At 56.0% G+C, this 18990-nt stretch carries 14 protein-coding genes and 1 pseudogene; 5 read left to right on the top strand and 10 right to left on the bottom strand.

Annotation, left to right across the window (positions count from 1 at the left end; all coding sequences use genetic code 11):
• Window positions 1-36: 36 nt before the first annotated feature.
• On the bottom strand, window positions 37-2589 hold the full coding sequence (locus ACPOL_RS19785; RefSeq protein ID WP_114208578.1) for a glycoside hydrolase family 2 TIM barrel-domain containing protein: 2553 nt from the start codon (window positions 2587-2589) through the stop codon (window positions 37-39).
• Between the two features lie 315 nt (window positions 2590-2904).
• On the opposite strand from ACPOL_RS19785, the gene ACPOL_RS19780 reads away from it, so the two are divergent.
• Together ACPOL_RS19780 and ACPOL_RS19775 are read left to right on the top strand one after the other, a co-directional pair.
• The gene (locus ACPOL_RS19780) at window positions 2905-5061 is read left to right on the top strand and encodes a sensor histidine kinase (protein WP_114208577.1); all 2157 of its coding nucleotides are present in this window, start codon (window positions 2905-2907) and stop codon (window positions 5059-5061) included.
• Window positions 5018-5668, top strand: a complete 651-nt coding sequence (locus tag ACPOL_RS19775; protein ID WP_114208576.1) for a response regulator transcription factor — start codon at window positions 5018-5020, stop codon at window positions 5666-5668. Before ACPOL_RS19780 ends, ACPOL_RS19775 begins: the two co-directional genes overlap by 44 nt.
• Before the next feature lie 19 nt (window positions 5669-5687).
• On the opposite strand, the gene ACPOL_RS33660 is transcribed toward ACPOL_RS19775, so the two are convergent.
• Entirely contained in the window at window positions 5688-5828 is a 141-nt protein-coding gene (locus ACPOL_RS33660) for a hypothetical protein (RefSeq protein ID WP_161557455.1), read from the bottom strand.
• Between the two features lie 751 nt (window positions 5829-6579).
• On the opposite strand from ACPOL_RS33660, the gene ACPOL_RS19765 reads away from it, so the two are divergent.
• Window positions 6580-7515 carry a helix-turn-helix domain-containing protein gene (locus ACPOL_RS19765; protein WP_161557454.1) on the top strand — a complete coding sequence of 312 codons (936 nt, stop codon included), beginning with the start codon at window positions 6580-6582 and terminating at the stop codon, window positions 7513-7515.
• 1485 nt (window positions 7516-9000) lie between these two features.
• Here ACPOL_RS19765 and ACPOL_RS19760 read toward each other — a convergent pair.
• The 7 genes from ACPOL_RS19760 to ACPOL_RS19730 all read right to left on the bottom strand — a co-directional run bounded on the left by ACPOL_RS19760 (window position 9001) and on the right by ACPOL_RS19730 (window position 15025).
• The gene (locus tag ACPOL_RS19760; RefSeq protein WP_114208573.1) at window positions 9001-9408 is read right to left on the bottom strand and encodes an ester cyclase; all 408 of its coding nucleotides are present in this window, start codon (window positions 9406-9408) and stop codon (window positions 9001-9003) included.
• Between the two features lie 9 nt (window positions 9409-9417).
• A complete protein-coding gene (locus tag ACPOL_RS19755) occupies window positions 9418-9603 on the bottom strand; it encodes a hypothetical protein (protein WP_201758909.1) in 186 nt (61 codons plus the stop codon).
• Window positions 9604-9651: 48 nt separating this feature from the next.
• Window positions 9652-10596 carry an AraC family transcriptional regulator gene (locus ACPOL_RS36405; protein WP_414633384.1) on the bottom strand — a complete coding sequence of 315 codons (945 nt, stop codon included), beginning with the start codon at window positions 10594-10596 and terminating at the stop codon, window positions 9652-9654.
• 658 nt (window positions 10597-11254) lie between these two features.
• Window positions 11255-11962, bottom strand: coding sequence for a metal ABC transporter permease (locus ACPOL_RS19745; protein ID WP_114208570.1), 708 nt, complete (start codon window positions 11960-11962; stop codon window positions 11255-11257).
• Window positions 11963-12141: 179 nt separating this feature from the next.
• Entirely contained in the window at window positions 12142-12819 is a 678-nt protein-coding gene (locus ACPOL_RS19740) for a LutC/YkgG family protein (RefSeq protein ID WP_201758908.1), read from the bottom strand.
• A complete protein-coding gene (locus ACPOL_RS19735) occupies window positions 12816-14216 on the bottom strand; it encodes a lactate utilization protein B (protein WP_114208569.1) in 1401 nt (466 codons plus the stop codon). The genes ACPOL_RS19740 and ACPOL_RS19735 overlap by 4 nt, the downstream gene beginning before the upstream one ends.
• Window positions 14213-15025 carry a (Fe-S)-binding protein gene (locus tag ACPOL_RS19730; protein WP_201758907.1) on the bottom strand — a complete coding sequence of 271 codons (813 nt, stop codon included), beginning with the start codon at window positions 15023-15025 and terminating at the stop codon, window positions 14213-14215. Before ACPOL_RS19730 ends, ACPOL_RS19735 begins: the two co-directional genes overlap by 4 nt.
• Window positions 15026-15514: 489 nt before the next feature.
• Between ACPOL_RS19730 and ACPOL_RS19725 the strand changes: the two are divergent.
• Window positions 15515-16721: pseudogene (locus ACPOL_RS19725) on the top strand (catalase); the annotation flags it as partial.
• A gap of 6 nt (window positions 16722-16727) precedes the next feature.
• Window positions 16728-17069: a catalase-related domain-containing protein gene (locus ACPOL_RS36845; RefSeq protein ID WP_338026801.1), complete on the top strand. Its 342-nt coding sequence runs from the start codon at window positions 16728-16730 to the stop codon at window positions 17067-17069.
• 1108 nt (window positions 17070-18177) lie between these two features.
• Here ACPOL_RS36845 and ACPOL_RS19720 read toward each other — a convergent pair.
• Window positions 18178-18957 (bottom strand): alpha/beta fold hydrolase, encoded by a 780-nt coding sequence (locus tag ACPOL_RS19720; RefSeq protein ID WP_114208568.1) that lies wholly within the window; start codon window positions 18955-18957, stop codon window positions 18178-18180.
• Window positions 18958-18990 lie beyond the last annotated feature (33 nt).

Raw genomic sequence — 18990 nt, 5'->3', positions numbered from 1 at the left:
ATTGCGAGGAACGGGAACGCTCCTTATTCCGAGTGGCTAGCTTGATGCGGATTCCAGTTCGGCCGTGCCGCCCTGCAAGCCAGGGGATTGCGCACGGATGACGATCTTTCCGGCTGCGCCGCGCGGCCGCACCACAGCCAGGCAAACTCCGTGGTAGGTATCGCGATGTGGCTGTTGGAAGCTGGTAACGTCCTTAGGATTGGCGTTGCCCACGGCCATAAGTTCGCCAGCGCCTTCTACCGTGAAGGAAACCGGCACGACAGCATCCGGGACGGGCCTACCTGCTTCGTCCACGACGGTGACCATGACATAGCCGAGGTCGTCGCCATCGGTGATGAGCCTGCGCCTATCGGGCGTGAGGACCAGATGGTGAGGCTGCCCTGTCGTGGCAAAGGCGATCGAGGATGTCTCGATGTCGCCTTCGTAGGCAATTGCCTTCAACTCGCCAGGGCTGTACGGAACGGCGAACTCCGTCTTAAGGCCATCGCTCGGCTTCAACTCCTGCGTGCCGATCTCCTTGCCGTTCAGTAGAAGCTTCACACGCGTCGCGCGCGTGTACACACGCACCTTGAGAGGAGTTCCCTCGAAGCCGTACCAGCTCCAGCTTCGCAGCTCGTCACTCCAGGACCAATCCCCCAGGCGCTCCGACCACCCTGCGGGGATCGGCCTCTGCACGGCCATCTCTATCTTGCTGCGCCGCCACACGATATCGCGGAAATAAGACTGCGGCTTCTTGTTGCCGATCAGATCGATATCACCGCAATAGGAGTTGAACCACGGGTAGCCCTGCAGTCCAGCAGCGCGGCCGGGGCCGTTTCGAAGAGCCGTGAAGCCCAGCCCCGACTCGCCCATGTAATCGGCCGCCGTCCAGACGAAGTCGCCGATCACCCAGCTTGATCTCTCAATGAAATCCCATATCTGGTACACGGCGCCCGGATAGGACTCAGTACCAACCATCACGCGGTCAGGGTATTTCGCATGGTCTGACTCGTACTTATCAAGCCGGTAGTTATAGCCGGCGACATCAAGATAGGTGAACGCCGGCTGCATGTCCTCCCAAGTTTGCTTAGGGTGGTCATACGGTTCGCAGATAGCCGCTGTCACCCTGCGTGTGGGGTCGACCTTGTGGGCGACGGCGGCTAGGCCTTTGCCGATTTCCACGCCGCGAGGTTCGGCACGTTCCTTCATCTCGTTGCCGATACTCCAGAGAATGACGCAGGGATGATTCCGATCGCGCAGGATCATGTTTTCAAGATCCCGGTGCGACCACTCGTTGAAGAAGAGGTGATAGTCGTCAGGATTCTTTTCCTGCTCCCATCCATCGAAAGCTTCGTCAATCACCAGCATGCCCAGCCGGTCGCACGCATCGAGGAAGTTCCGCGACGGAGGCGCATGGCTGGTGCGAACGGCGTTGTAGCCGTTCGCCTTAAGTATCTCGAGCCGGCGCTCTTCGGCCCGCGGAATGCACGCGGTGCCGATGGGCCCGTTGTCGTTGTGCACGCAGCCGCCACGTAGTTTCACGTTCTCGCCGTTGATTCTCAGCCCATGGGCCGCATCGATCTCCACGGTGCGTATGCCGGTCGAGACGCTGGCCGCGTCTACCACCTTGGTGCCGTCTTCGACGACAACCTCAACCCGATACAGTTGAGGACGCTCCGAGGACCAGAGGCGAGGATGCTGTACCTGCAAGGGCAAGGAAGCCACCGCGCTTGCGTTCGCGGGAATGGTCATACCCTGTGTCGATGAAGCGCTTGGAACGCCTTGATCATCGACAAGACGAACAGCCACACGAACCTTTCTCGGCGTCGACGCGCGATTCTCAACCGTGCTCTCGACCTTGATCTGTGCGGCATCGGCAGTAGCGCTCTGCGTCCACACGAAGACGCCATACTCAGGGATACTCAGCTCGCCCTTCATGCGGAGCCAGACCTTGCGAAAGATCCCAGACCCCGAGTACCAGCGGCTGTTGCGCCCGGCATTGTTCACCTTTACGGCGATGGTGTTCTTGCCCGGCTTCAAGTGCTGGGTCAGGTCGTACGCGAACTCGGTGTAACCGTAAGGATGATTGCCCAGGTGAGCGCCATTGATCCAAACATCGGAGTTCATGTAGACACCCTCAAACTGCAGCTCGACCTTGCCGCCTGCAGGGACCTCGGGCATCTCGAACGTCCTGCGGTACCAGCCGACACCACCGACGGTCCATCCAGTTGCCGTCTGGCCCGCGCTCTCATACATGTCGAAAGGACCAACGCGCACCGGTTTGTCACCCAGGGCCCAGACGGTGCCCGGCATCGACTGGGGCTGCGCGACCCCATCCTCAATACTCCAGTCGTGGGGAACCGTGACGGTCCGCCACGACGCATCGCTGAAGTCGCCAGCGGATGCTCCTTCCAACTCGCCGCGATGAAAACGCCAGCCTTCATTCAAAGGCTGTGGCCGGGGCAGGTTGCGCACAGCTTCTGCTGGCCAGGCGGTCGTTCCCTTCTGCTTCTGTTCGGTATAAGCACTCAACGGAGTTGCCGCTATCAATGCGGCTCCCAGCAGGCCTTGCATGGCTTCCCGCCGTGTAAGTCCCTTGTCCATCTTCATTCGGCAACTTTCCTCTGTCGCAGCTCCCGTACCGCAGCGGCCTCGCCTCACGGGCAGTCCGGAAACCGCAGATCAGAGCGCACAAAACGCTTATTGATGTACCTCGCGAACGATACGCAACCACGAACACGATCGTGAACGGACTGATGAGCGGAAAGAGGTGGCCTATTTAGCGCAGTAAAGCAGCCATCACATGGGCCACATTGATATGGCACATTTGTGCCATATGCCAGCGGTGTCCAGCGGCTAAAGGCCCGAGTGCGATAGCATGCGTTTTGAAGGAGGATGCAACCGATCCTCTGCAGGCTTTAAAAGATGAACCGGCGTAGTGACTCCGAATTCGCAGCAAGGATCGTCTCGAAGACACACGCAATCGCTGCGCTCTTGTGGCTCTGTACGTTATGCTCCGTCCTTCTCGCTCAGGACGGCCAGGTTCCTTCGTCTAGGATCAAGTACACAAGTGCAGCCTCAATCCTTGCCTTGCCCTACGGAGTAGCGGCGCAGGGCGGCCTGGCGCGCGTTGTCGGAACCGTCACACTCTCAAGCAGTCTCGGGCTCGTCGTTCGCGACCACACAGCCGGCCTTTGGGTGGACCCCGATGGCACTTCCAGGCGCTATGAGCCCGGCGACCGCATTGAGGTGGTCGGCTTGGTCGGCCCCGGGCAGTACTCGCCCCGCATCACGGCTCCGCACATCCGTTTCCTCGGGCACGGTCCGCTGCCGACTCCCACAGAGGTCTCCTTCAGACAGTTGAGCAGCGGACAGCAGGATGTTCAGTACGTCTCGATCGAAGGCACGATCCGTGCCGTGAACTCCAGAACTAAAATCGCTGGTCTGGAGGGCATCGCGTTTTCCATCATGATGCCGGAAGGTCGTGTGGACGCGATCCTTACCTCGTCCCTCAAGCTGCCTCTCTCCGCATTTTTCGACGCGAGGGTACGTGTCACAGCGACAGCCATGGACCGCAAGAACGACAACATGCAGTCGACAGGCGTCGTTCTCGCCATCCCGGATCCAAACAACATCGAAATCCTTCAGCCGAAGCCACCCGATCCCTTCGAAACGCCGATGTTACAGATCGGAAACCTGATGCGGTATGGATCCGGGACCGACTACTTTCACCCCGTGCGTGTGCGTGGTGTGCTGACCTTTTATGCACCCGGCAATAGCCTGGTGTTGCAGGACGGTACGCAGGCAATCGAGATCTTTTCAGCGGACGCTCCAACGCTGCAGGTCGGAGACCTGGTCGAAGCAGTCGGATATCCGAGCCCTGACGCGACAGGCCCCATTCTTCGGGATGCTGTGCTGCGCAAGCTCGGCCACGGCACTCCCCTGACGCCTGCGCATCTCGATCTGCAGAGTACTTCGTCGAGCAAATACCGCTTCTGTCTCATCAGCATCGAGATGCGCCTGTTGCGAGTCATCGACGAACCCGCGCGGACTCTACTGCTGCTTGAAAAGGACGATCAAGTGATCACGGCGGAGCTCGAAGCGCATAGCACGGGTTCTTCGAAAGCCCTTGTTCCGGGAAGCGCCGTCCGGGTGTCGGGTATCAACGTTCTCACCGGCGAAACCGGGTTGACGTATGGAAACGCCATTCGATCGGAGCTGCTCCTTCGTAGTCTCGCGGATGTCTCCGTAGTTCGTGCCGCCCCCTGGTGGACAACGGCGCGGCTCGTGAATCTATCCATTGCGCTCGGAGCTGTGGCGGCAGTCATCCTCGTACTTCTCTTCTATGTTCAGCTCAAACGATGGAAGATGGAGACTGTTCTGCACGAACGAGAACGGCTAGCGCGAGACATCCACGATACCCTCGCGCAAAGCTTCACCGGGATCGGCTTCCAACTTCAGGTGATCCGCAGGAGCGTCGCCAATAAGGAGGACAGCGCTCTACATCATGTGGATGTAGCCAGAAGGCTGGTTCAGTTCAGCCACCGTGAGGCTCGCAAAAGTCTGACACCCATATCGAAAAAGTCGTTCTCCAGCACGGATCTGCTCTCCTCGCTAAGAGAGTGTGCGCAGGGTCTCACGGGTAGCGGGGATATTGCGATCGAGACAAGCTCCTCGGGTATATCACGTGCTCTGCCCAGTGCGATTACTGAGCAGATGTTCCACATAGGTCAGGAGGCCATTGCGAACTCCGTACGTCACGCTTCACCAACTAAGGTCGCCATCGCCATCGACTACCAGCCGGAGCATGTTCAGTTGAAGGTGACCGATAATGGTCGAGGCTTCACGATGAGCGGCGATCTTCTTGGGTTTGGTATCCGAGGCATGCGGAGGCGTGCCTCGGAGATTGCCGGCGAGCTGGATATCTCATGTATGCTCGGAACTGGAACGTGCGTTTCGGTCACCGTACCCGTCCTTGGAATAAACAGGCTAACATCGTACGTTCGTGCGGGCATCCGTTTCCTGGAGAATACAATTCATGCAAAGAACAAGCGCCTCCTCGATCCGCATTCTGATCGTTGATGATCATCCTGTTATGTGCTCAGGGTTGTCGAACCTCCTGAATGGTCAGGCGGGCATGACGGTCATCGGAACATGCGGAAGCGGGTCGGAGGCTATCAAGATGGTCAACATCTATAGCCCCGATCTGCTGCTGTTGGATGTGCGCATGCCGGGCATGGACGGCATCGCCGTACTTCAGGCTCTACAGTCATTTGCAGTGGCACCGAAGGTCGTTGTGCTCACCAGCTATGAGCAGGACGAACTCATCTATCAAGCGATTCGCGCAGGCGCTCAAGGCTATGTCCTCAAGGATGCTGCGGAAGCAGATCTCATCGCCGCGATCACCGTGGTTCATGCGGGCAAGCGGTACATCCCCCTTCATATCGCAGCCAAACTGGCCGATCGCATGATGAGGGCCGACCTGACCCCACGCGAGGTACAGACTCTCGAGCTGCTCGCCAAGGGGCTAACGAACAAGCAGATCGGCTCGACCTTACATCTCAGTGACTACACAATTCGCCACTATGTCCACAGCATTATGGACAAGCTCGCCGTATCAGACCGCACAGAGGCGGTTGCAATGGCGTTTCGCAGCGGGCTGTTGTCCGACGTAGAACGCAACTCATAGTCGGGCTGATCCCTCACGGTCAGCACTCGCCCACGTCGGATTTCTTGCTGCGGGTCGGGTCCTTGACCAGAAACTCCTGCTCGATTACTTCATCGAGATACGACCTCGCTTGCTTCACGCGATCCTGGCAATCCGTCTTTGCCAGATGATTCACATGCATTTTGAAGCTCAAACTTGTCTACCGACTCCAAGATTGGTGATCCCAACTTGAAGATGATTTCAACCTGAGCCGTCTTCTCCTTCGCCGTCTCTGGCCACCAGTCTCCCTGGCAAACCGGAAGGTGGCGGCTGCGCACGAACCACTCAAACGTCACGGCATCCTTCAGTAGCCTTCCGTGCGGGATCTGGCCCGTTTGCTTGGCGATCTCGCTATGGCGCTTCCTGAGAACCGTCACGCCCTTTGCCCGCAGTGCAGCCCCGGTTCCACTCATATCGTCAGTGTAAAAGCGATGTGTGCCGCACCGGCGTCATCATAGAACACGGTTGCGGTCGCCGTGTCACATGAGCTAGTCGTTTGCTACCGAAGGCCCGGCGGCCAGTCGCAATTTCTGCAATGTCTGAGATCGCCCCTGCTAATCCAACTCCGAGACAAAAGTGAAGGGCTAATCTTAGAGGAGTAGCAACAATTGCAGACTGTTTCGTATCTCTCTGTATCATTTTGTCTGGACCCCCTTTTCGTGGTTCGTTCGCCAGAATCGCAAGATTTCGATAAAATTTCGCCAGTTCTTGCAATCTTCCGTTCCTGAGTCGGGCGCAGTCAGGCTTGTTTCACAACATGCTATGCATCGGCGGCGGTGAGCTAACGTAGGATGCATCCGATGTGAATCGGCAAAGCGTGGTCAGGAGCCACTGAAATCGCCTTCGATATGCTCGATTCAGGAGCTGACCAAGGGGGAAGGAGGCCAAAACGAATGAATAGCCTAGCCGATGACGTAAGAGGCAAGTGCGATGCGGGACACAGCAAGGAACTTCTGACTAGCGAGTCAGCTGGATGGAAGTCACTCTACCTCCGATCGAGAGTGAAGGCGTATTCTCCCGAACCGTTCCCCATCGACGCTTTTGCTAATCCCTCAATGATCCTTGTCCTTGAAAGAAGCTTCCGCATAAGCCATTTCTCTGAAGGACGATGGCGCAAGATCGATTACACCCGAGGCACCGGCATGCTCACACCTGCAGGGTGCCCGCGCCTTGTACGCCACGACTTTGTAGGGAAAGCTCTTAATTTATTGCTCTTGGTTGTGCCTCAAGAGACCGTGGATGTCGTCGCCCAGGAAGTGCAAAATCCGAGAACCCTCATAGGAGGTTCTCTCAGCGATTGTCCGTTCTTTGATGATCCGGTCGTTGGCAACCTCGCCTTCTCTGCGATGTCGGCCCTCCAGAATGGAGCTCCAGATTTTTACGCTCAAGCCGCTGCGCAATGGATATCAGCACATCTGTTGCTTGGCGCAACCAAAGGTTTTGAATGGCGTCAGTCGCTCGCCAAAGAGCGCATTTCCGATTACCGCCTCGTGCGCGTACTCGAGTACATCGAAGCGCATCTTTCTGAAAGCCTGAACCTCAGCGTCCTCTCCAAAGAGGCGGGCATTAGTCCATTTCACTTCGCAACTCTCTTCCGCAAAGCCGTCGGAGCAACACCTCACCGGCACGTGCAGCACCTACGAATGGAAGCTGCTAAACGGATGCTTGCGGAAACAGACAAAGCGGTTCTTGATATTGCCTTGACATGCGGATTTGGTACGGCATCTCAGTTCGCCGCCGCCTTCCGCCGGAAGTTCTCACAAAGTCCAACGGAATATAGATCTTCTCACTACAGCCTTCGTATCGGACCCGAGAAAAGTAAAGACTAGTGATATGCCCCCTTTTATCGTGACACCAGTTGGTGGCAACCTGGAGTTGCGTTCGAGCCCACCGCAGATTGCAACGAGTGCATAATCGGCAATGCGTTCACTGATTAGCGGTCAATCAGTGCATTGGCAGTCGAAATCCTCAAGCGACAGAATTCAGCAAGCCGCGCGACAATCCGTGTTCGAGAGCGATCGGGTTCCTAACGGGTAGTGACCGCCTATTCATGCGGAACCGGGATGATCATTCGTCGAGACACCTGGCTCGGTCGTCGTTGCGATTTCGACCACATGATCGTTGACGCACACTAGGGTGATGCTCTCCGGTCACCGGCCGCGAAGCTCGTTCATCCTTGCTGCCCTTCCCATCGCGCAAACCGTAAGTTTTGGATAATCTATCGCTGTTTTTTGCAGGTCCATTAAGCACTGGTCGAATCACAGTATTAGCGTTATTTGAGCCGAGCGTCTCGCCGACGTATGGAGAGCCAAAACATGGTCCAAAACAAATCCGAGCGCGCCGCAAGAGGTCCAGGGTTGGGCTCGGCAGCGATCCTGCGAGCGGCCACGGCGACCTCCGGTCCGACGAAATTGATAAAGCATGGCAGCCGTGTCCGGTGCGCGGCTGGCCCGAGTCTATAAGACTCAAGGACGCTAGGTCCCTTCCTATTTAGGCAGGATCTTAGACCAGTGGCCAGTGGCGATATCGTCTCCGACGACGAACCGATAGTTCGGTAGACGGTCGCTTCGACCGCCAACATCATCATCCTCGAGATACGGTCCTCGAGCACTATGTCGCCGCTGATCTCGCCCTCGCTGCGCGGTTAGCCTTCCATGAAGCCGGGCGCTGCTGGCCTAGTATCGGCTCACGCGCAGGCCCACTACGTAACTTTTGCAGAGGTCATGTTGGCTATAGAACGAGGAATCGAAGATCCAATCGACGTTGGGTCTTTTGTTGCAAACGATGAAAGAGTTGTCGATCTTATACGTTGCCGCTCGGAATACCGACTCTGGAACTTGCAAACATTGAGCGCCTCATTGATAGACGTTGCGCCTGGTTCAGGAGCTAAACCCCTCCTCCCAACCTGCATGCTTTTAGGCACAATGACGAGTTCAACGGCTGTCCAACGATCTATTGGTCCCTTACTTGCTGTACCAACAAAACTTCCAATCGCAACCATTTCAAGAGTTGCAGGAACCTTCTGCCTACTCGGATCAGGCCTAATGCTCAGCTTCAGGATCTTGCCATTCGACTGCTTTTTTGTCACTTAACCTTCGACAACGTCGGTACCAGTGCCGCAGACCCTAGGAGGAACTTGGCAAAGGGCTGGGGCGACCTTGACACAGATCAGCGTTGCGGAGAGAACCGTCAAATAAGCTTTCGATTGAGGATCGCCTTCTTGCCAACAAACCGTCTGAGTTGGTTCCTGCACATTGGCGCGGGTCCCCACAAGCGAGCAGATGCCCGAAGCTTTGCAATCTGCAACGTAAGGACTACCAGCTCGGATCGTCGCGACTAACCGGTTTTAGATCAGTCATCGTGGCCCACCTCTCAACGATCTTGTCGCCCCTGAACCGCCAAAGCGTGAAGCCGTGAAACTCCATCAGTTGTCCGCTTTCTGCGTCATGTCCGCTCCAGACGGCTCGCACCGCTACCTTGTCGCCTTGCGCAAGGACATCTTTTAGCTCGCAACACATATCCGGGAACCGCTCATAGATGCGCCTTGCGAATGCCATCCCTTCGGCAATCGTCTTGGTCCCGCCGGGAGGATTATGGTCGATGAGGTCCGGAGCAAAGTTGCGCTCCGCTGCCGTGACGTCCTTGCGATCTACAAAGTCAGCGAAATGACGGCGGATCAGGTCGACGTTAGCCTGCTCTATATCGATATCTATCGAGTCCATTGGGTTACCTCACAGTGAGTATCTGACTTTAGCAATTCCTTGCGTAAGAATGATCGCGCCGATGACGTTGACCTTGAATTCCTTTCGCATGTTGTCCCCTGGAATATCTACGACCGCGCCAAACTCAAGTACGCCGGCATTATTCACCAGGATCTCGATACCCCACTTTATTGCTTTCTTTCGATCCCTAGCCACCGTTACATCCACCTGTCCAACAAGATGCGGCTTTCGTGTCTAAAGCTCTCAAGCTGTCACCTCATTCTGTCGTTGATCTCGGTAGGTACGATCGCTTGCGCGCGTCGTCTCCTTCTGTCCTGGGGGCTGGCCGTACAAGCGTGCATACTCCCGGCTGAAATGGGACGCACTTAGGTACCCCACCTGAAAGGCAACGCTCTTAACATTCGTCTTTCCACCAAAGAGGAGCCGCCTGGCTTCGAGAAGCCGAAGCCTTTTTAGGTACTGGTGTGGGGACAAGGAGGTCAAGAGTTTGAACTGGCGATGCAACGTCGCTGGACTCATGCATACAAGATCTGCCAGGTCGTCAATACACACGGGATTGCTATAATTTGCATGCAAGTGCTGCACAGCGTCGGATGCGCGAATTCCCTGACCAGCTGTAACCAGGCGCTGCGCAAGCTGCCTGCCGCCCGTACCTGACAGTAGCCAATAGCTAAATTCTCGCAGCAGACTCTGCCGGAGAATTTTCAGTGCTTCCGGGCGCTCGAGTAAAGAGATGGCGCGCAACAAACATTGCAGTAGCGGCAAGCTTAGATCAAGTACCGAAATATCGGACTGGTCGGAGGAACCTTCCGGCTTCCGCAAGAGACCAAGTCTATCCGCGATCTCTCGGGAGTAGGCGTAATCCAACTCTATACAGAGCCCGAGATAGGAATTCCCTGCACTACCTGCGTGAATCGTGCAGCTGCAGCCCGAGTCAACCGTCAAGAGAAACGCTTCACCGGAACCATAAGAGGACTCTTGCTTCCTGCGAATAACTCTAGTCGCGCCCTGCAGCGTTATCCAAACTGCCGGTCGCGACAACTGAGCCTTCGGCACCGTTGCCTGGTTGGACCGAATGATGGAAATTTCAGGAACTACGGTCTTCTTTATGACACTTTTGGGATCCGGCCTGACTTGGGCCTCGAGAGTACGCGCGAGGAGTTCCAAGCACGCCTGCCGAGATGACACAATGACATCGTTCCTCACTGGAATAGCATCTTGAGCGGTCAAAACAACCTCCTTTCAAGTTCGAACGCCCATCGCAGCGCTCGTGGCGCAAGAAAAGCATCGCGTCGTCTTTCAGAAGGAACTTCTCCCCTGAGCCATCGTGAAGACCGAATCCTGACTTCACGTGAATCGTGGCTGCGAAGACACTGCGCATGGCTGTCTCAAGTGAACCGAGATTCCTTAACGGGTGCGGCTCTGATTAGCTACTGGGCACAGGCGCATCAGGGCTGGGATAAAATCCATCTCCGCCGGATAATCCAGCCGCCTTTCGTAAACAGGACTTGGACGCTGATCACAAAACTTCTCTTGCAGAGGCAGCCGAAAAGCGCGTACCTCCTCGCGTCCCGACTACTACGATGTGCCCGGCAAATTAGGCGGTTGCAAGTGATTACGTACGGTTCGCACGAATCGCAAGATTCTGATAATCTTTCGCCGTTTTTAGCAAGTCACCACTTAGCTTCGTATGGAGTTGTCGCTTGCAGTCGTTCTGCCCCTTGGAGGCTTGCGCTCCCGATACAGACCCCTCGTGGATGGAGTGGGCTTCGGGGCTCTCTTCCCGAGATCTAGGTAAATCGAAAAGCGAGGTGAGCTCGCACCGGTAAAAGTGTTGACCCAGGCATTACATCGGCGGTATAACTCCTTTGCCAATGCTGACAAGTCCGGCCTCGTCGCCCGGGCTTGTCTTAATCATCACAGCTGCACCAATGCTCAACGCGGATCGGTCCGCCAGTACGTAGCGCACGATCGGCGCGTTAGCAGGCACCGTGATCCTAAAAGTCTTGCTGCCGCCATCGTAAGCGACCGTAAGCGTGCGGCCAACTCTACTGCTCTTGTCCGAGACGACGCCGCTGGTCATCCTCGCGTCGACGAGTTTGGTCGCTACTGCTTCCGAGATGTTTGTGACCAGACCGTTTGTCATCTTGGTTGGAGTCTTGACAGAGGAGTGCTTGGCGGTAGGGTCGGGCAAGGCGTCCCATCCGTAGTAGGCAATCCGTCCGGCGCGCATGTCTTTGGGAACGAGCGCGACTTCGACCGCGATCATCGACTTCGGAGTTCCTTTGACGGCGGAACCGACGAAATCGCCAATCTTGATCTCGTCGAGGCCCGATGGAAGTAAGTTGGCATACGTCGAGTACGCTCCCGTGTTTAGCGTGAGAGTGCGGCCGCTCTGATCCTTGAGCGTAATGCTGCGGTCATCGATCGCGGTAATGGTTCCGCGAACCCGGGCGGGCGTTTGACCAAGGGCAGCTGGAGTTGCAATCATCGCCCCGGCGACGACGAGCAGAACGACGGTGCTGGCGACTAACGAGAGACGGAAAGAAAGCATCGGTGGACCCCCTCTCTACTTTCAACAGTTTCTAATTCCGAAACGATCCGAGCGGACCGGCGCGCTTGCTTAGTACCTTCGCTAGATCTGAAGCCTATCCTCGTTACTCGCGGCGTTGCTGAATTCATCGCCAGGATCCGCTCAGCTTACACATTCGAAGCTGCCTTTGCCCGCGAAAGTTAGGTCGCCAGGAGAAAAACCGTAAGCGTACGAGCGCCTTGCGCGCCGTGAATGATGACACCTTCGATGTCCCCGGTAGCTGACGGCCCGGCCATGAAGACTCCGTACGGATATTTGTCGAATGGAATGATCCCGCCGTATGCCTCGTGAAGGGTCGGAACGATATCCTTCGGATCTAAGAGAACGACAAGATGTTGCGTGAGGACGCCAAGAGCGGGAACGATTAAATCGAGATCTGTAAGCCAGACGGCGCCCGCTTCTGCCACACCTAAGTGGCTTCGCACTACCGCGACATCTACGTCAGCTAAAGAACGAGAAGATGTTGCCTGTGAAAGTGGCTTCGCGTCGGACATCTCCGGAATGACAGAACAGATCCGACGCGCGGCCGGAAACAACTCCCTCACTTTATCTGGGATCTCTGCAGCGGTATTGATGGTAAGGCTTCGGCCTCCCATTCTGGCCAACTGACGTTCAAAGTAAGGCGTGAGAGACTCGCCCGGTTGAGGAGCGCCTTCAATCTTTTCGAGCGACGAAAGATTCCCTCGGTAGCCAAAACCTCCAGTTGCGCCCAAGTGCTTCTGCTCCACAGGGACCGCAGGGAGATCAATTTTTTGAGTCGGCAGCGCTTTGCGAACAGCATTCAGGATCGTGGTTCGTGCGATCTGCTGTGGATTCACTCCGAGCCTCGATTCTTTTGGTACCACTGATGGAATGTCTGCTTCGGCGGGTTCGGCATATCGCGGTGCTTTGTCCACGGGTTGAGAGGATTATTGAAGACGACGCCGGGCAGTTGTTCGATTGCCTTGATCGCGACAGCTTCGGCTCCATGGAAGGCTTCGGTATGAGAAAGGGTCTCGCCCATAACCGCCATACCCGCTCTCTTCGCCAGAGGGAGTAGCCCTTCATCGGCAATGACTCGCCTCCACTTGTAAATCTGGTCTGCTATGTCAATCCGGACCGGGCATACCTCGGAACAGCTTCCACAGAGAGTGGAGTGGTACGGAAGCTCTCGATATTTGGTGTGATCAAAGCCCGGGTCGAGGATCACTCCGATCGGTCCGGAATAAGTTGCCTGGTAGGACAATCCGCCGCTTCGACGATAAACCGGACAAGTGTTCATGCATGCACCACACCGAATGCACTTCAGTGCGTGCCAGAAGTCGGGCGAGGCCAGCCGGTCAGAGCGCTTATTGTCCACGAGAATGAAATGGATCCGCGTACCCGGCCTGGGTCGGTGCAGGTGCGTCGTGTATTGAGTCATCGGCGTTCCCAGCGCGCTGCGTGAGAGGAGGCGCAGCATAACACCGAGATCAGCGGAGCGCGGCACCAGCTTTTCAATACCTATGCTACAGACCTGAAGATCAGGGACGGTAACACCGATGTCGGCATTGCCCTCATTGGTGCAGATGACGATTCCACCGGTCTCCGCAATGGCAAAGTTAGCCCCTGTCATGCCGGCATCAGCATGCAGAAGAGCAGGCCGAGCATCGTTACGCATGGCTTCAGTCAGATAGTGCGGATCTGAATTCTGCTCATCTGTAGCCAAATTTTTGGCGAAAAGAGCCGCCACGTCCGTCCGCAGTTGGTGAATGGCCGGAACAACAATGTGGCTAGGCCGCTCGTGCGCGAGCTGCTGAATACGTTCACCTAGGTCCGACTCGCGCACCTCGATTCCTTGGGTTTCAAGAGCCGCTGCCATGCCACACTCTTCCTGCAACATGGATTTGCTCTTAATCACCCGTTTAACGTTGTGCTTTTGAAAGATGCTCAGCACAATGTCATTGTGCTCGGCGGCATCAAGGGCCCAATGGACATGCACGCCATGAGCGATGGCATTCTGTTCAAATTGCTCGAGATACTGGTCGAGGTGGGTCAGCGTGTGTTCTTTGATCTGTGAAGCGAGTTCCCTAAGTTCTTCCCACCCAGGAATCTGGCGCGCCGCCTCATCCCTGTGCATGCGCATACCCCACACCAGACGATCGTGTGTCTCCTCGTGCTTTGTATCAGCGATGAACTTTGCCGCTGCGCTCTCGGGGTCGACAGGTCTGTCGGTCAGAACGTTGAACAGATTCATGCGAACGGTCCTCCATTCAGGATCTGTGCAATGTGAACAATCTTCAGAGGCCGCTTCTCGCGATCGATGATGCCCTTCATATGCATGAGGCAACTATTGTCCGCAGATGCGATGTACTCGGCCCCGTTCCGCTCAAAGTCAGCGACGCGGTCTTGACCCATTTTGGAGGAGACAGCTTCATCGGTGACACAGAAGCTGCCACCGAACCCGCAGCATTCATCCACGCGATCGGACTGGATGATCTCGAGGCCGCCGACATGCGTGAGGAGGTCCCTGGCCTTTGAAAAATCCGGTTCATGGACTCGCTCGGACGGTCGTGCGTGGCCGAGTCCTCGCAGCGCGGTGCAGCCGTTATGTAGCCCGACCTTGTGCTTGAAATCGATTGGGGGGAGGCTCTTTATATCTTCATGTAAAAATTCGATCAGCTCTCGAATCGACTTGCGCACGTGAGCCGCCTCTGGTGTCTGCTCGCATGCGTCAAGATGCAGGCGAACATGGTGAACGCAACTCCCCGACGGGCCAACGATCAGGTCGTAGCTTTTGAAGGTGTCTACGAAGTGCGCCTCTGTTGCGGCAGACGCAGCCTGGTCTCCGCTGTTCGCCATGGGCTGACCGCAGCAGGTCTGCTGAGGCGGGACTACGACCTCGTGCCCGAGACGCTCCAAGAGCTGAAGGGTAGCGATGGCTACCTCTGGAAAAAAGGCGTCGACGTAGCATGGTACAAAGAGGGCGATCTTCACGTCGCCCCCTTCATTCGCCAAGCCCGAAAGTGCGAGTGTCTCTACCAAGATCTCCGCGACGGTGGCCATAGTCTCCACTCAGAACATTGAAATGATTAGACGCCTCAGTTGTTCTTGCGCACGCGGGCCCCCGTCCAGCCAGCCATGAGGATGATGAAGGCTTTATAGAGTTGCCCACCTTCATGATCGCGATTCAACAAGTCAGTTCATTAGGCCTTTTACAATGATCACGCATTACCGTTGCCTATGGCTCCTCAAGCTTCTCTCGCCTGGTGCGAGAGTGATTGCCTGAAACTCGCAAAGACACGCTCATATCTAGCGAGGGCCTTCTTTCACGTCGTCGACGTGAAACTTCCATAGGGCTAAGTGACTCGTACCTCTCACCTCTGCTGCGGACAGGCGCGCCTTTGAGCGAACTCCACATACCTTTGAGAGTTTTGAGGAATTTTCCCGACGTTAAAGAAGTGATAGTGAGATCACCCCGGTGATGTGTCACGGGCACGCGGAACCTCGTCGATATCGAAACTTCGGAGCAGCTTCAAGAACCCAACATGAGAGATGGGCTGTTCGATAGCAGCCTTAAGTCGTCTGCTAGGTGAATGTCGCCGCTCGGCGCAATGTCCACTGCGTGAACACGCTTTAGGTAGTTTAGGAGAGATCAATATGTCCGATTCCAACCGCTTTACCAACGCTACAGGCTCGCCCGTACCGGACAATACGAACATCTTGACAGCGGGCCGCCGTGGGCCGGCCCTTCTCCAGGACATCTGGTTGATCGAGAAGCTTGCACATTTTGATCGCGAGGTCATACCTGAGCGCAGAATGCATGCCAAGGGTTGGGGGGCGCATGGGACTTTCATCACCACTCACGACATTACGAAATACACGAAGGCAGCGATCTTTTCGAAGGTTGGGAAGGAGACGCCGATGTTCGCGCGCTTCTCGACCGTGGCTGGCGAGCGGGGGGCGGCCGACGCGGAACGCGATATCCGAGGATTTGCTCTCAAGTTCTACACCGAAGATGGGAACTGGGACGTGGTGGGAAACAATACACCAGTCTTCTTTTTTCGTGACCCGCTACGCTTTTCTGATCTCAACCACGCCATCAAGCGCGATCCACGCACCGGGCTTCGGAGCGCTCAAAATAACTGGGACTTCTGGACTCTTCTTCCAGAGGCACTTCACCAAGTCACAATCGTCATGTGACCGCGGCATTCCGAAGTCATTCCGCCACATGCACGGCTTTGGAAGTCACACCTTCTCTTTGATCAACAGCGAAAACAAGCGCACCTGGGTCAAGTTCCATTTCCGTTCCCAGCAAGGGATTGAGAATCTGACGGACCAGGCGGCTGCCGCTGTCGTCGCGAATGATCGGGAGAGCAACGGCCGCGATCTCTTGCAAGCTATCGAAGGCGGAGATTTCCCGCGCTGGACTCTGTTCATCCAGGTAATGACAGAGGAACAAGCAAAGACGCACAAGCACAACCCCTTTGACGTGACAAAGGTCTGGCCAAAGGGCGATTATCCCCTGATTGAAGTCGGCGTCATGGAACTCAACCGCTATCCGCAGAACTACTTCGCAGAAGTGGAGCAAGCGGCCTTCTCTCCCGCGAATGTGGTTCCGGGAATTGGTTTTTCTCCCGATAGGATGTTGCAGGCTCGCCTGTTCTCCTACGGAGATACCCAACGCTATCGCCTCGGTGTGAACTTCAATCACATACCGGTGAACGCGCCGGTGTGCCCCTTCCATTCCTATCACCGTGACGGCGAGATGCGCACCGATGGAAACCTTGGAGCGACCATCAGCTATAACCCGAACAGCCAGGGGCTCTGGAACGATCAACCGGAATACGCCGAACCACCGCTTGCGCTTGAGGGCGATGCTCGTCACTATGACCATCGGTTGGATGACGATCACTGGGAGCAGCCAGGCAATCTCTTCCGCAAGATGTCACCTGAGCAAAAGCAGCTGCTTTTTGATAACACGGCTCGCGCAATCAACGGAGCGTCTCAAGAGGTTCTTGAGCGGCATGTTGCGAACTGCAAAAGAGCGGATCCCGCCTACGGCGATGGTGTGGCACGAGCGTTGAAGCTCACTCTCGAAACTACCTAACATCAGTGTCCCACTGACGTAGCTTGAGGAGGCAGAAGCATGAGTACAAAGGCGTCCGCGGTCGAAGCAACGCAGTTAGTTGATTCCGGTCCCATGAGAGAACACAGGGACCTTCAGCGTGACACTGAGTTCCGGTGAGACGCTAAGCACTTCCAAGCTGCTCCTTGCCTTTGGGCGGATCGACGTTCTTCCTGAATTGCCGGGGGTAGCTGAACGTCGGGTAAGACGGTGCTGCATTGCCCCTATTGCCACGGGTTCGAGTTCAAAGGCAGCCCACTTGGCGTAATCATGTCGCACCCCTCTCGATCTATCAGGCGCTACTGATCTCTGATTGGGGTCACGCGACGTTATTCCTAGATGGAAATACGCTCGAAGATAAAAGCGTTCGGGGCATAGCTCGCGGAACGCGGGGTCACGCTAGAACCTACAAAGGTCGCAGGTCTTGCGGGCCCAAACGTTGAGCTTTCAGGCGTTCGTCTGACCGATGGACGCACTTTGCCGATCAAAGCCCTGAACCTCGCTCCAAGGCAACAATTGGGAGCAGGCTTGCCGAACAAACTCGGGTGCGCCCTTGATGAAGGTCCCGTTGGTCCAGTTATTCACACTGATGCCGGTCAAGTGACTAGCGTGCCCGGAGTGATGCGGCGGGAGATATTGCTCAGGTCATGCAGAATGCAACTGCCGCTTCAGCCGATGGGGTTTTGGCCGGTGGCGTTACCTCAAGAAACGGGAATTTATGTACGCTTACGATCTCTCAACTACAGGGTTCAATCCCCGAAATCCTAATACTGCACCGGTTTTTTCCACATCTATATCTGCTGCCACAAAACGCCATCGTCGGCAACCGCAAGTTGAACAACGTGTTGCGATACGAAACGGCCAGGCGCGCAAGACGGTGGGCAACCGCTGAACTCGTATTCAATGTGCTCAATAGCAAAATTTCGCGAGCAAAAAGGAGGTGCAAATGGATTGAATAGGATAGCCGAGGACGCAGGAGGCAGGTGTGATGCCGGAGACTGCAAAGAGCTTCTGAATAGCAACTCAGCTAAGTGGCAGTCACTCTACACTCTCTCGATAGAGAGGGCCTACTCTCGCAGGATGGTTTGAGTTAAACGTGCAATTGCCCGATGAACGAGTCGATTGCTCTCGCCGTTTGCATGGGTTCGTCTATTGGTAAAAGATGTCCGCTGTGCGGGATAACTTCCAGCCTTGCAACCGAAATCCTCGCGACTACTTCGCGCCGGTGCTGTTCGATCGAGTCAAGACGATCCAGTTCCGCCGCGAGTACAAGGGTCGGCACGGTGATCTTTGAAACCTCCGAGGAGATGTCTTCCAGCATAGCGCTGGTTGGCCACGCTAGCTTCGCTTCTGGAGTTCCACTCAGACTATCCTGAACGATCTGTTCCACCGTATCCGGATCGGGAATGCGAGCGCTGAGAAAAGCAAGGGTCTGAAGCACGGTCTCGCGATTGTCATAGGCATGAATCTGTTGCTCCTTCGCTGCCTCCGGCAGATGAGATGGCGTGGGCGTAGCTGGCGCTACGAGGATCAGCCCAATAAGTCCCTGCGGCCTTCGCGATGCAACCAGTTGGGCTACTTTCCCGCCCATCGAATGACCTATCAAAACATACTTGCTGAGCCCGAGGTGCTCGATGAGCGCCGCAGACTCGGCCGCCAGGGCTGAGATGGAGTAGCCGTCGTCTGCCGCACTCGATTCCCCCCAACCGCGCATGTCGTAGGTGACGATTCGGTAGGTCGACTGGAGTTCCGCAGCCACCTTGTTCCAGGTGCGGTGCGTTCCACCCCAATAGTGCAGGAAGACGAGGGAAACATTTCCTGTTCCCCGCTCTTCAACCGCCAGCGATACATTTCCGATCGTAACTTTCATGGCAAACTCCTTCAACTGCCGTTTTGCGATTTC

The organism is Acidisarcina polymorpha (assembly GCF_003330725.1).
GTDB lineage: Bacteria > Acidobacteriota > Terriglobia > Terriglobales > Acidobacteriaceae > Acidisarcina > Acidisarcina polymorpha.
Note: the sequence above shows the minus strand (reverse complement) of the source record. Positions and strands in the feature narration are given on the sequence as shown.